We start from the raw sequence: 12,540 nt of genomic DNA, 5'->3' as shown, positions 1-12,540 counted from the left end.
CGCAATAACGAAGAAGCCGCTCGTAAGTGCTACGAGCGGCTTCTTCGTTATTTTAAATACCTAGGTTAGCTCGTCTCAGAACAGTGCCGGAGTAGCCGTTTTCAGCTGCGCAATGATGGTTTCGCCGCCTTTCACCTTGTCGCCGAGCTGCACTTTGATGTCAGTATCCAGCGGCACGAAAACGTCGACGCGGGAGCCGAACTTAATGAAGCCAAACTCTTCGCCTTGGCTTACTTCGTCGCCTTCGTTCACGTACCACACAATGCGGCGGGCCATAGCGCCGGCAATCTGCCGGAACAACACCAGCGGGCCGGCATCTGACTCGACGACTACCGTGGTGCGCTCGTTTTTGGTGCTGCTCTTCGGGTGCCAGGCGACCAGGTAGTTGCCGGGGTGGTACTTGAAGTAGCGCACGATACCTGAAATCGGGTTGCGGGTGATGTGCACGTTGATCGGCGACATGAAGATGCTGATCTGCTTGCGCATATCATCAAAATACTCGGGCTCGTGCACATCCTCAATCACGACCACTTTCCCGTCGGCGGGCGCAATCAGCAGATCCTCGTGGGTGAGCAGGTTGCGGTACGGGCTCCGGAAGAACTGAAGCAGCAACAGAAAAGCCACCGCCGATGCCCCGGCAAAGATCCGGTTGAACGTGACGTTGCGGGCATTCAGCTGAAACAGCAACAGGTTGACCGCCAACAGGGCCAGGATGGTAAAAAAGAGTATGCGTCGTCCTTCTTTGTGAATCTTCATAAATCGCAGATTAGCTGCGCTGACTTCCTTTGCTGCTGAATGCGTACGTAAAGTAGTGTCAAATAGCTAGGTTAGTCGAACAGGCAAGTAGGCAACAAAAGTTGCGCCGGGTTAGATCGGGAAACGAAAGTACGAAAGGCTGACAAAGATAGCCCGGGCCAAATGGTCCGGGCGTATCCAGTCTGCAATTTTAAAGAAACAGCTACTAATTCGCAGAGAATCAACTTAAACGCTGCTACCTAGGTAATAGCCCGACAGCAAAGTTAGAAGCCGCCGCGGTATTTATACGTTTGGGCCACCTTATCAATAGCTACCACGTAGGCGGCAATGCGCATGGTCACATTGTATTTCTCGGCAGTGGCGTACACTTTTTCGAAGGCATCCGTCATGATCCGCTCGGCCCGCTCGATTACCATGTTCTCGCTCCACTTGTAGCCGAGGCGGTTCTGCACCCACTCGAAGTACGACACCGTCACGCCGCCGGAGTTAGCCAGAATGTCGGGCACAACCATGATTTTCTTATCCCGAATGATGGGGTCAGCGGAAGCGGCCGTGGGACCGTTGGCGCCTTCCACGATCAGCTTGGCTTTGATATCGTTGGCGTTGTGCTCGGTAATCACATCTTCCACGGCAGCAGGCACCAGCACATCAACGGGTGAGATGAGCAGCTCATCGGCATCCATCTTCACGGCACCCGTGAAGCCATCGAGACGGCCGTTGTGCGCGTTTTTGTAGGCAATAGCCTCGTCGATGTTGATGCCGTTCTCGTTCCAGTACGCCCCGCTGATATCGGATACGCCCTTCACTTTCAAGCCCTTCTCACTTAAAAGCTTCGCGGCCCAGGAGCCTACGTTGCCGAAACCCTGCACCGCCACCGACGACTGCTTGGGGTCCATACCTAGCTTTTTCATGGCGGCAATAGCTGATACCATCACGCCCCGGCCAGTGGCCTCCACGCGGCCCAGCGAACCGCCGAGCACGAGCGGCTTACCCGTCACGACGGCGGGTGAAGTCATACCGGTAGTCTTGGAGAATTCGTCCATCAGCCACGCCATTTCGCGCGGACCCGTGCCCATGTCGGGGGCCGGAATGTCGCGGTCGGGGCCGAATACGTCTTTCATCGCCAGCGTGTAGCCGCGGGTGAGGCGCTCAATCTCGCCGGGGCTCATGGTAGTGGGGTCACAGATGATACCACCTTTCGCGCCGCCATATGGAATATCAACCACGGCGCACTTCCACGTCATCCAGGCGGCCAGGGCCTTCACCTCATCCAGGTGAACGTGCATATCGTAGCGGATACCGCCTTTCGAAGGGCCGAGGATAGTATTATGCACCACGCGGTAGCCCTCAAACACACGCCGCTGACCGTTGTCCATCGTCACGGGGATGTTGACGATGATCTGCTTGTCGGGCGCTTTCAGGACGTTATAGGTTTCGTCGTCAAGCCCTAGAATCTCCGCCGCCACGTTGAAGCGCGACATCATGGACTCCAGGGGATTTTCGCGGTCCACGAGCGGGGCCGGTTCTTTATACACAGTGCTAACAGCCATGTGAGTAAGGGATTAGGAAATGGGTGGTGAAATAAAAAGCTGCGCGCAGTGGGTGGGAGCTACAGCAGGAAAAACAAATTTCGGAGCAAAGGTAACTGCTCCCTAGCATACGCTTACGACAACACAACGGGTGCGCTTCTCGTGCAATTGGAACGTATTAATATAGAGTTAATCCAGATTAACGTTGGATGAAGCGCGGTTCACAAAGAGCCAGCCCCTAGGTTTTGTTAGCTGAACAGCAATTGCAGCACCACCAGCACGGGCACCACGAACAGAAAAGCATCAAACCGATCGAGCAAACCGCCGTGGCCGGGCATGATGCGGCCGGAGTCTTTCACATCGACGCTGCGCTTGAGCATGGATTCGGCCAGGTCGCCCAGCACGCCGAATACTGCCACTACGCCCGCCGCTACCAGGCGCGTTGTGAGCGGCATTTCCGGCAGCAAGTACCCTAGACCCCAGCCGACCACCAGCGTGAGCAGTGTGCCGCCTATCCAGCCTTCCCAGGTTTTGCCGGGCGAAATCTTTGGGGCTAGCTTGTGTTTGCCGAAGGTTTTGCCGGCGGCGTATGCGCCTATGTCGGCCGTCCAGACAAGGAGCAACAGGGCTAGGATGCGGCGGTAGTCGTAGCCTTTCTCGTTGAATACCAATGCATTAATCAGGCTCATCGGAACACTCACGTAGAGCAAGCCAAGTAGTGCTACCCCGACGTTGGCAAAGGGTGAAAAGTTCTGGTTGGGCCGCGGCCACGCAAACATCTCGCGCAGGATTAGAATGACGGGCAACAAAACAGCTAATCCCACTAGAGCATTCTGAGCAGCAGGAATAAAGCCAAACAATCCTACGCCTGGGAAATCCAACGTTTCAGTGCGTGTTACACCTGAATAATGGTACACTCCATTTAGGAAGTGAATCACCCCAAAAATCACCACGCTCAAGCCACCGCCCACCAATGCGGCCGGCTTGTATCCCGCCTTGCGCATCATCCGGTAGAACTCCCACAGCATCCGCATCTGCACGAGCCCGAAGAACAGCGCGAACGTCCAGGCGCTGTACCAGATGCAGCCCAGCAGCACCACGGCGCCCAGCACGCCGAATATGACGCGCTGACCTAGGTTCGACATGGGTTTCTTACCGGCGGGGGGCTTCGGTACGGATTCGGGGGGAGCGGGCGAGCTAGACAAGGGGGTGGAGAGAGAAAGGGTGAGCTAACTACGATTGAGCAGGAGAATCTTCGCGGCTGCCGTCGATGCCGGCCCGACCTAGGGTGCGCCCCATCGGCGGCACGTAGGAAGTGGGCGTGGTTACGGCAGCGCCGCCGCTGCTGAGCGTGTGCATCTCGGTGGGCAATGCAGCCTCATCGGTAGCAACGGGCGCGGCCAGCCAGCGACGCAGGCTGAGCAACAATAAGGCCGTAAGAGCAGCCGAACCCAGCACCAGCGGCCAGGGCAGGCTCTCGGTAGAATCAGGATTGAAGGCATTGCCTATGTGGCGCTGCTGCAAATAAAGCAGCACCAGCTGGAAAGCATTCTGGGTGAAGTGGGCCGCCATCGGCACCAGAATATTGCCGCTCCACTCGTACAAGTAGCCGAGCAGCACGCCCAGCACGAGGCGCGGCACGAAGCCAAAAAACTGAAAGTGAATGGCGCTGAAAATGACGGCCGCCGTCCATACTCCAACGTGCCTCGACCCAAACCACTGCACCAGGTTGCGCTGAATGACGCCCCGAAAAACCAGCTCTTCGCTGATGGCCGGCACCACCGCAATTACCAGTAAGCCAATGAGAAAGCGCGCTGGAGAGCTAAACTGCGTCAGGTACTTGGTAAGCTCCTGGGCCCGGTCTTCCATGGCGCGGGCGCTGGCTTCCATGTCTTTCAGGAAGGCCGGAAAGTGCGCGTGCGCGTTCCAGTCGATCAGCCCCGACATGAGCGGAATCGTGACCAGGATGAGCAGGCCGGCCGCCAGCAGCCACCAGCCCGGGATCGGGCGGCGCGGGGCAAAATACGGCACAATGCCGCTGCCGCTCAGCGCCACCAACGCCAGCGCCGAGCAACCAAAGCCGATAAACAGCAGCAGCCCCTGCGACAACATCGTGAAAGCCCACCCTTGCGGGTAGCGCTGTGGGCTCTGCATCACGGCACTGAAGTCGGAGAGGCTAGCTAAGCCGAACACAGACCGGCCGAGCAGCAGAATCAGCAGGTAGCCAATGCAGAAGGCCCCCAGCATCAGCGCGGCCCAGATCAGCAGGGTTACAATTGGATGCCAACGACTGGACACAAAACCTTTCATAGATGCAGGAGCTAAAAGTTAGGAGCCAGGAGTTAGAAGACAGATTAAGGAACAAAAGACAGCCATAACGCCTTTTGCTTGCGCGCTCGACGTTTGCTTTCAGCTCCTGACTTCTAACTCCTGGCTCCTGTCTGCTGGAGACGTCGTAAATTTGCGTAAAATCCTGTAATCGCCTTTCCTGTGGTACACATCCGCGACCTAGCTCTGCCCGATTTCCCGCTTTTGCTCGCCCCGATGGAGGACGTGTCGGATCCGCCGTTCCGGGCCGTGTGCAAGGCCAACGGCGCCGACCTGATGTACACCGAGTTTATTTCCTCGGAAGGTCTGATTCGCGACGCGGCCAAGAGCAAGAAGAAGCTCGACGTGTTCGACTACGAGCGACCTATTGGTATTCAGCTATTTGGGTCCGACGTGGATACGATGGGCGAGTGCGCCCGCATCAGCACCGAAGCCGGCCCCGACCTGATTGATATTAATTACGGCTGCCCGGTGAAGCAGGTCGCTTGCCGCGGCGCTGGCGCGGCCCTGCTGCGCGACATTCCGAAGATGGTGGACATGACCGCCGCCGTGGTGCGCAACACGCCGCTGCCCGTGACGGTGAAGACCCGCCTAGGTTGGGACGACACCACCAAGAACGTAGTGGAAGTAGCCGAACGCTTGCAAGATGTTGGAATTGAGGCGCTTACCGTGCATGGCCGCACCCGCGTGCAGATGTACAAAGGCGACGCCGACTGGCGCTTGATTGCCAAGATCAAAGAAAACCCGCGTATCCGGATTCCGATCTTCGGCAACGGCGATATCGACTCGCCCCAGAAGGCCCTCGAATACAAGAACCGCTACGGTGTGGACGGCGTGATGATTGGCCGCGCCAGCATCGGCTACCCCTGGATTTTCCGCGAGGTAAAGCACTACGTTGCCACCGGCGAGCTGCTGGCCCCGCCCACCGTGGAGGAGCGCGTGGCCATGTGCCGCATGCACTTCGAGAAGAGCCTGGAGTGGAAAGGCCAGCGCGCCGGCATCTTCGAGATGCGCCGCCACTACGCCCAGTATTTCCGTGGCCTGGAAGGCGCTAAGCAATGGCGCACCCGCTTGGTAGACGCTGAGCAACCGGAAATTATCCGCGAGATTCTGGAAGAAATCATTGCCGCCGAGCCGGTGATGGTGGGGTAACCATTTCAAATAGAAATCACCTGTCATCCTGAGCTTGTGAAGGACCTACTGCCAATTGAACAACGTAACAACGACTCGTTCAACTAGCAATAGGTCCTTCCAGCGTCAGGACGACAATGTTTCTTCTGGCACCTAGCTTTCTTAGCTGACAGCTCTCAGGAGCTGGATGAACGTACCGAGGCACCCGCAAGTAGCTTTTCACCAACTTGCCGTCTGAACGGCCATTCCCCGTTGACTCGCTACTGCTTTGGCTTCTACACCTTCCGTTTCCCCCGCACCAACCGCACTACCTAGCTCCCACCCCATTCCGCCAACCGCCTGGGGGTTGCTGCTGCTGCTGGCCAGCATTTGGGGTACGTCGTTTATTCTGATGAAGAAGGGGTTGGTGGTTTTTTCGCCCCTAGAGCTAGGTGCTACCCGCGTGAGCGTGGCGGCGCTGTTGTTGTTGCCATTTGCCCTGCGGCACGTACGGCAGGTAGAGCGCAGCCGGATTAAGTGGTTGCTGCTGAGTGGCATAGTTGGCACGCTCATTCCCGCTTTTTTGTTTGCCTACGCCGAAACCAAGCTAGCTTCCGGGCTGGCAGGCGTGCTCAATGCCCTCACGGCGGTGTTCACGCTGGCAGTCGGTGCGCTCTTTTTTGGGCAGCGCCTCACAGGGCTGCGGGTACTCGGTATTGGCCTAGGTTTGCTGGGCACGGTGGTGCTGATGCTGCTGGGCGGCAGCGGCGGCGAAGCCACCCCGACGGGCATCGGCAACGCCTGGTACGGCCTCTACATCGTGGTGGCTACCATTGGCTACGGCGTGAGCGTCAACGTGATAAAGCACCACTTGCACAGCATTCCGCCCGTAGGCGTCACGGCACTGCTGCTGCTGTTTATCGGTGGGCCGGCGCTGGCTTTCCTGCTGCTTGGCACCGATTTCCTGCACAAGCTGGCAACCGTGCCTGGCGCTTGGGCCGCGTTCGGCTACATTGCTTTGCTGGCTACCATGAGCACAGCCGTGGCCATGGTGCTGTTCAACAAGCTCATCCATCAATCGACGGCACTGTTTGCGTCCTCCAATACCTATCTGGTGCCCATTGTAGCCCTGGGTTGGGGCTTGCTCGATGGCGAAGTTATCAACGGCTGGCACTTGCTCGGCATGGCGATTATCCTGCTCAGCGTGTTCATCATTCACCGCGCCAAGTAGCGTGGGCTTTATAGAAGTAAAGCCCACGCTACTTGCCTGAACGTACACTCCTTTCAAAACAACCCAGGATAGCAGCCGCACTGATTTCTACTGGTGTTTTGGGTGCTGATACCTGATCAATGGATTTGCGACTCGACATACCAGATCTGCCCGTTGGCTTACGGTATTCCTCCTGTTCACTACCATTTGTGCCTTACGAAAGAGCCGACTGACCACTTTTAGGCTATTATTAGTCTATCATACTGTGGATGTCTGTATGTGGTTCTTTCGTGTTAGATCTATCCGAATGCTACCCCTGGTGCTGGTACTGGGGGTAGCTACTTCGGGGGCGAACGCCCAACGGCCGGTTATCCAGCGCATCCACGATACGGCTAATGAAAAGCAAGATTCCGTCTTCAGGCTAGGTAGCACCATTACGCTGGAAGTCCAGGGGCTAAGTCGCTGGATGGAGACCGAGGAGGAGACGCTGGTGAAGCGCGGCTTCGACCCGCAGAAGGCGCACCAGAAGGCGCACAGCCTCGTACTTTATATTGATGATGCGCCGCTGATCGGGATGCCGCCGCTGGCTGTGTACGCCGACGAAGCGCGGCTGCCGGGTACCTCCGCGGCCTCGCCTGCGCCGAAAATGGCCCACGATTCCGGCACCGTTGCTGCCAGCCCAACGGATCTTCCCGATGATGACCCCATTACGCCAATCGACAAGGTTATCTTCAAGCTCAATCGGAATCCCGACAACTACCAGTACTGGGACGTGGTGTACGACTCGCCCTGGGATTTTTCGCACCCCGGCAAAATCGGGCTCGGCTACGACGACCGGGTATTCACGGAGCTCTACCCTGCCCACGAGGAAAACGTGCGCCTGGAGCTGATTCAACCTAGCTCGATTTGGGTGGCGGCGTTGGGTACTGGCATCCTGGCCCTTGGCATCCTGCTGCTGGCCCGCAAGTCGTGGCTGCTCCGCGACTGGGAAGGCAAAACGGTGCCCAGCGCCAGCACGATTTTCTCGCCAACCGGCACCGTGCAGCCGCCCTACAGCTTGGCCAAAACGCAGCTTGCCTTCTGGACCTTCCTCATTATGAGCTGCTTCCTTATTATTTACTGCGTAACGGGCGAGATGACGACCATTTCCGTGACGACCCTAGCCCTGCTCGGCATCAGTGCCGGCACCACCGGCTTAAGCGGCCTGATCGGCAACAAAGACGGCGACATGCCCACCGCGGCGCAGTCGCTGCCGCCCAGCCAAGGCTTTATGACGGACATTCTGTCGGACGAGCGCGGCGTGAGCGTGCACCGCTTGCAGAAGGTGGTCATTACGGTACTGCTGGGTTACTTCTTTGCCCGCACCGTCTACAAAACCGTGGCCCTGCCCGAATGGACCAACAACGAGACGCTGCTGCTGGCCCTGAGCAGCGCCACCTACCTAGGTCTGAAGTGGCAGGAAACCAAAACCGAAGCGGCTACAGTCAACGACCCCGCCACGCTCCCGGCGGCCGTAGCGGCACCAGCTGTACTACCTGCTCCTGCCACACCGCCCACAACGGCAGCTCCGCCCGTGGTGCCGCCCACTTTTTACCCGCCGACGCCGGCACCGACCCCAGCGCCTTCGGCTGTTGTCGCCACTCCGGCGTCGGCTGCGGTCGACCAAGTTTCAACTCCTGCGGAGGAACCAACCGAATATTTCTCGGCTAAAGCCTAAGGCGGAGCGCACAAAAAGCCCCCTGACCTAGCTTTCAGAACCTAGGCCAGGAAGCCATGAAATCGCTGGTAGTCAGGAAGCTAGGCCACGAACTTCTCCTGCGTCCGGCTGAGCCAGCTTGCCAGGTATTTCTGCATCCGGTTGTCGGTCACTAGGTGCAGCTCTTCGCGAAAGAACTTGTGCCAGGAAGCTAGCTTCTGGGCGTCTTCGGGCGAGAAGCTGCCGGAGCGGTAGTCGTAGAAGGCACGCCGCATGGCAATGAACCGATTATAGAAAGCACTCTGATCAACGGCGTTCAGCGCGGCAATGCTATGCAAACCAATCTTCCCATCGACCACCAAATGCGCCCCAAACTCCGTCGCCAGCAGGTATTGCAGCATCTTGGCGGGCCGCACCACGCCGGCATTCACGCCGTGGTCGGCCACCTGATCGGCAATAGCCTGGGAATGAACCTGATCCAGGCCCAGCGAATTCCAGTATTCGGCCTTGTAAAAGGCCATTACCTGCGCATTCAGCGCGGCGTCCGTTTCCAGGGCCCGGCTGATAGCCAGCCATTGAGCACGCGGCACAGGGCTATCGGGGCAATGGTGGGTGCGAATCGCATCGACTACCGACCAGCCGCCCCAGTGCGGATTGGGCACGCGGGCAATGCCGCGGTAGGTTTCCCCACCCGGATCGAGCGGATCGTGACAGTAGCCGCCTTCGTTGGCGAGCAAGGTTGGAAAGTAGTGGGCAAAATCAGCCATAGCACACGAAATAATTGGTTAACAAACACTTCCGGCTGAAACAGCAAGCTAGCCTGCCCCTTCAGCCCGCGGCGAAAGTGCCCAACTTTCCCGCCCCCGGCTGCTGAAAGGCAGTGAATGGCAAGTGTTTGTAAGTAAACTCCGGCATCTGGTATGCCGCCCTATCAATCTAATACCTTATTCCTTTCCCTATGCATGACGTGAGCGATACCCGCGTGCGCATCCTCATTGTTGAGGATGAAGCCGTTCTGTCGATGGACCTCTGTGACACGCTCGAAGCCGAGGGCTACCTGGTGGTGGGCACCGCCAGCAACGGCCGCCGCGCCTTGGATTTGTTTCAGACCAACCCCGTGGACCTGGTGCTCTGTGATATTCAGATCAAAGGCGAGTGGGACGGCATCGAAACGGTGGGGCGCCTAGTGGCGCTGCGGCCCGTGCCCGTCATCTACCTGACGGCCCTGGCCGACAAAGACACCCTGGACCGGGCGCTGCAAACAACGCCGGCCGCGTACCTCACCAAGCCTGCCACCACCGCGGGGCTGCGCGTGGCCATCGAGCTGGCGGTGCACACGTTTGCCCGGCATGTGGTGCCCGCCGCACCCCCCGAAGCGGAAGCTGCTGCCCCCGAACCGTCGGTGGTGCCCGCCAAAGATTCACTTTCGCGCGAGACGATTTTGCAGCTCAATGACCATGTGTTTATCAAGCACAACTACCAGTTTGTGCGCCTGGCCCTGCGCGACATCGTGCTGCTGGAGGCCGATAACACCTACACGGCGCTGACCACCACGGAGCGGAAGTATGCCTTGCGCCTGACCATCAGTGCGGTGCTGGAGCGGCTGCGCTTCCCGCAGCTGGTGCGCGTGCATCGCTCCTACGCGGTTAATATTCAACACATTGAGACTTTCAACGAGCACGAATTGACCGTCGGTGGGCAGGTGGTGCCGATTGGGCGGCAGTACAAGGAGGCGTTTTTGCAGCACTTCCAGTTTCGCTAGCTTTAGCGCGCTGGGGCGGGCGCATTCACTTACCAAAACGGGCCGTTCGCTGGACTTCTTGCCCTGTTGACATCCTTTTCAACTGCGCGTTGCGATGCTCACTTTACCTTGGTCACAAGTTTTAGGCTGGCGCTCGTCACACAGGCCGCGCCGCTTTTGCCCACTGCTATGAAGCTGCTATTCACCATCATCTGCTCGTTCTTGTTTCTGTCGGCTGGGTGGGCGCAGCGGCCGGCCGACGAGCCCGCGCACACCGCGCCCGACTTTGCGCACCTGCAAGCGGCTATCAGCAGCCTGCCCGACACGACGCGCATCGACCAGCTGCGCGAGTTCACCGACGTGATGATTGAGAAAGGTAAATTCGGTGAAGCTCAACAGGCACTGGCCGAAGCCAAGAAGGTGGCTTTGGCTACAAAAAACGACTACCTGCTGAGCGGCGTCTACTTTTCCATAGGCTACCTGGCCTCAAACCAGAGTGACCATTCCACGGCCGTCCGTAACTATCAGCAGGCCTTCGATTTGGTGAAGAACACGCCGCGCTACAAGCGGCAGGCCCGCATTCTGTTGGCGCTCGGCGAGGCCTACACTATTACCAACGACTGGCAGAATGCCGAGCACTACCTGCAACAAGCCCTTGCTATTGCTCGGCAGCACCAGCTTTCGACTTCAATGGCGCAGGTGTACGGCGACCTGTCGAACCTGGCCGGTATGCAGCAGCAGCCGGTGAAGGCTAGCGGCTACAACCAGCAGGCTTTGGCCATTTATCGAGCCGAAAAAGACTGGCAATCTTACTACGGAGGGCTCCTCAACCAAGCCATTATCTACAAAAACCTAGGTCAGCATGCGCAGTCGGAAAAGACCTACCAGCAGGTGCTGGCTTATGCCGAGCAGCAGCATGATGACTATATTAAGAGCTACATCTACAGCAACTTACCCAATACCTTGCTGCTTCTGAAGCGGCCCGCTGAGGCCGAGAAGTACGCGCAGCTGGGGCTTGCCGCCGCCGACAAAGGCGCGCCCGACGAGGCGTATCTGCGGCGGGAGCTGTACGACATTCTGACCCGCGTGAAGGAGCAGCAGCACGACTATCAGCAGGCGCTGGCTTATCACCGGCTTTCAGCGGCTTACCGTGATACGATGCTGAACGAGCAGAAAAGCAAGCAGCTGATCGAGGCCGAAACGCGCTACCAAACCAAGGAGAAGCAAGCCGAAATCACGCGGCTGGATGAGGCCAACGCTCAGCGGGTCCGACAGCTTTGGGGCCTAGGTATCGGCCTGTCGGTGCTGACGCTGCTGCTGGCCCTGACGGCGTGGCAGTATCAGGTAATCCGGCGCACGAATAAGCAGCTGCACGAAACCAACCAGACGATTCTGGATAACAACCGCCGCATCACGGAGCAGTCGAACCGCCTGACGATGCTGATGAAGGAGCTGCACCACCGCGTGAAGAACAACCTGGCTATTGTGTCGAGCCTGTTGCGGCTGCAATCCAACCGCCTCACCGACCAGGGCGCCGTGAAAGCCGTGCGCGAAGGCCAGCAGCGCATCGAGGCTATGTCCTTGATTCACCAGCGCCTCTACCAGACCGACAACGTGACGACCGTGGACATGCGCCGCTACATCACCGACCTGGCCGAGAGCCTGATGACCGCCTACGGCCACGATCCGGCCGATGTTGACTTCCAGATTCAGGTGGAGCAAGCAGTGCTCGACGTTGACCTGGCCGTGCCGCTGGGTCTGATTCTGAACGAGTTGCTTACTAATTCATTCAAATACGCTTTTGCCCAGGTGGCACGACCAGGCTTGCGCATCTACCTAGGTCCGGACCACATTGCCGGCGGCGAGCTGCTGCTGGAGGTGCAGGACAATGGTCCCGGCATCGACCTGGCGCAGTGGAACCAGCCGTCCGGCTCCTTCGGCAAGCGCCTGATTGCCTCGCTCAGCGAGCAGGTAGGCGGCGAGATGGAATTCCTGAACCAACAGGGTGCCCTCTACCGCCTGCACATCGCCACGGCGCCCGTGCTGGCTCCTACGACTTAGAGGCAGGACCTCACCCCCGGCCCCTCTCCCCAGGAGAGGGGTGCGTTCAACGAAGCTAACCTAGGTTGTCGCCTGGCTCCCCTCTCCTGAGGAGAGGGGCTGGGGGTGA

The 12,540-nt window shown here is 58.5% G+C and carries 10 protein-coding genes; 5 read left to right on the top strand and 5 right to left on the bottom strand.

What is annotated here, in order from left to right:
• Positions 1 to 75 precede the first annotated feature (75 nt).
• From IEX74_RS07165 to IEX74_RS07150, 4 genes are all read right to left on the bottom strand, one after another.
• Positions 76 to 756: a phosphatidylserine decarboxylase family protein gene (locus IEX74_RS07165; RefSeq protein WP_188812539.1), complete on the bottom strand. Its 681-nt coding sequence runs from the start codon at positions 754 to 756 to the stop codon at positions 76 to 78.
• Positions 757 to 1,019: 263 nt separating this feature from the next.
• On the bottom strand, positions 1,020 to 2,306 hold the full coding sequence (locus IEX74_RS07160) for a Glu/Leu/Phe/Val family dehydrogenase (protein ID WP_188812537.1): 1,287 nt from the start codon (positions 2,304 to 2,306) through the stop codon (positions 1,020 to 1,022).
• 227 nt (positions 2,307 to 2,533) lie between these two features.
• The gene (locus IEX74_RS07155) at positions 2,534 to 3,490 is read right to left on the bottom strand and encodes a phosphatidate cytidylyltransferase (RefSeq protein WP_188812535.1); all 957 of its coding nucleotides are present in this window, start codon (positions 3,488 to 3,490) and stop codon (positions 2,534 to 2,536) included.
• A 28-nt stretch (positions 3,491 to 3,518) separates the two neighbouring features.
• On the bottom strand, positions 3,519 to 4,595 hold the full coding sequence (locus IEX74_RS07150; protein WP_188812533.1) for a CPBP family intramembrane glutamic endopeptidase: 1,077 nt from the start codon (positions 4,593 to 4,595) through the stop codon (positions 3,519 to 3,521).
• Positions 4,596 to 4,775: 180 nt separating this feature from the next.
• On the opposite strand from IEX74_RS07150, the gene dusB reads away from it, so the two are divergent.
• The 3 genes from dusB (at position 4,776) to IEX74_RS07135 (ending at position 8,650) form a co-directional block, all read left to right on the top strand.
• Positions 4,776 to 5,765, top strand: a complete 990-nt coding sequence (gene dusB / locus IEX74_RS07145) for a tRNA dihydrouridine synthase DusB (RefSeq protein ID WP_188812531.1) — start codon at positions 4,776 to 4,778, stop codon at positions 5,763 to 5,765.
• Between the two features lie 247 nt (positions 5,766 to 6,012).
• Positions 6,013 to 6,954, top strand: coding sequence for a DMT family transporter (locus IEX74_RS07140; protein WP_188812529.1), 942 nt, complete (start codon positions 6,013 to 6,015; stop codon positions 6,952 to 6,954).
• Between the two features lie 286 nt (positions 6,955 to 7,240).
• Complete coding sequence (locus IEX74_RS07135; RefSeq protein ID WP_188812527.1) at positions 7,241 to 8,650, top strand: hypothetical protein; 1,410 nt, start codon at positions 7,241 to 7,243, stop codon at positions 8,648 to 8,650.
• A gap of 80 nt (positions 8,651 to 8,730) precedes the next feature.
• On the opposite strand, the gene IEX74_RS07130 is transcribed toward IEX74_RS07135, so the two are convergent.
• Positions 8,731 to 9,396, bottom strand: a complete 666-nt coding sequence (locus IEX74_RS07130) for a glycoside hydrolase family 108 protein (protein WP_188812525.1) — start codon at positions 9,394 to 9,396, stop codon at positions 8,731 to 8,733.
• Positions 9,397 to 9,587: 191 nt separating this feature from the next.
• Here IEX74_RS07130 and IEX74_RS07125 point away from each other — a divergent pair, with 191 nt between their 5' ends.
• On the top strand, positions 9,588 to 10,391 hold the full coding sequence (locus IEX74_RS07125) for a response regulator (protein WP_188812523.1): 804 nt from the start codon (positions 9,588 to 9,590) through the stop codon (positions 10,389 to 10,391).
• 168 nt (positions 10,392 to 10,559) lie between these two features.
• On the top strand, positions 10,560 to 12,431 hold the full coding sequence (locus IEX74_RS07120; RefSeq protein WP_188812521.1) for a histidine kinase dimerization/phosphoacceptor domain -containing protein: 1,872 nt from the start codon (positions 10,560 to 10,562) through the stop codon (positions 12,429 to 12,431).
• Positions 12,432 to 12,540 lie beyond the last annotated feature (109 nt).

Origin of the sequence: Hymenobacter cavernae (genome assembly GCF_014641455.1) — a bacterium.
Taxonomy (GTDB): domain Bacteria; phylum Bacteroidota; class Bacteroidia; order Cytophagales; family Hymenobacteraceae; genus Hymenobacter; species Hymenobacter cavernae.
This window is presented reverse-complemented; position numbering and strand designations above follow the sequence as displayed.

Bases quoted from the DNA above. Each gene is read 5' to 3' on its own strand.
- IEX74_RS07165 (WP_188812539.1), bottom strand. From the start codon at position 756: ATGAAGATTCACAAAGAAGGACGACGCATACTCTTTTTTACCATCCTG.
- IEX74_RS07160 (WP_188812537.1), bottom strand. From the start codon at position 2,306: ATGGCTGTTAGCACTGTGTATAAAGAACCGGCCCCGCTCGTGGACCGC.
- IEX74_RS07150 (WP_188812533.1), bottom strand. From the start codon at position 4,595: ATGAAAGGTTTTGTGTCCAGTCGTTGGCATCCAATTGTAACCCTGCTG.
- IEX74_RS07135 (WP_188812527.1), top strand. From the start codon at position 7,241: ATGCTACCCCTGGTGCTGGTACTGGGGGTAGCTACTTCGGGGGCGAAC.
- IEX74_RS07130 (WP_188812525.1), bottom strand. From the start codon at position 9,396: ATGGCTGATTTTGCCCACTACTTTCCAACCTTGCTCGCCAACGAAGGC.
- IEX74_RS07125 (WP_188812523.1), top strand. From the start codon at position 9,588: ATGCATGACGTGAGCGATACCCGCGTGCGCATCCTCATTGTTGAGGAT.
- IEX74_RS07120 (WP_188812521.1), top strand. From the start codon at position 10,560: ATGAAGCTGCTATTCACCATCATCTGCTCGTTCTTGTTTCTGTCGGCT.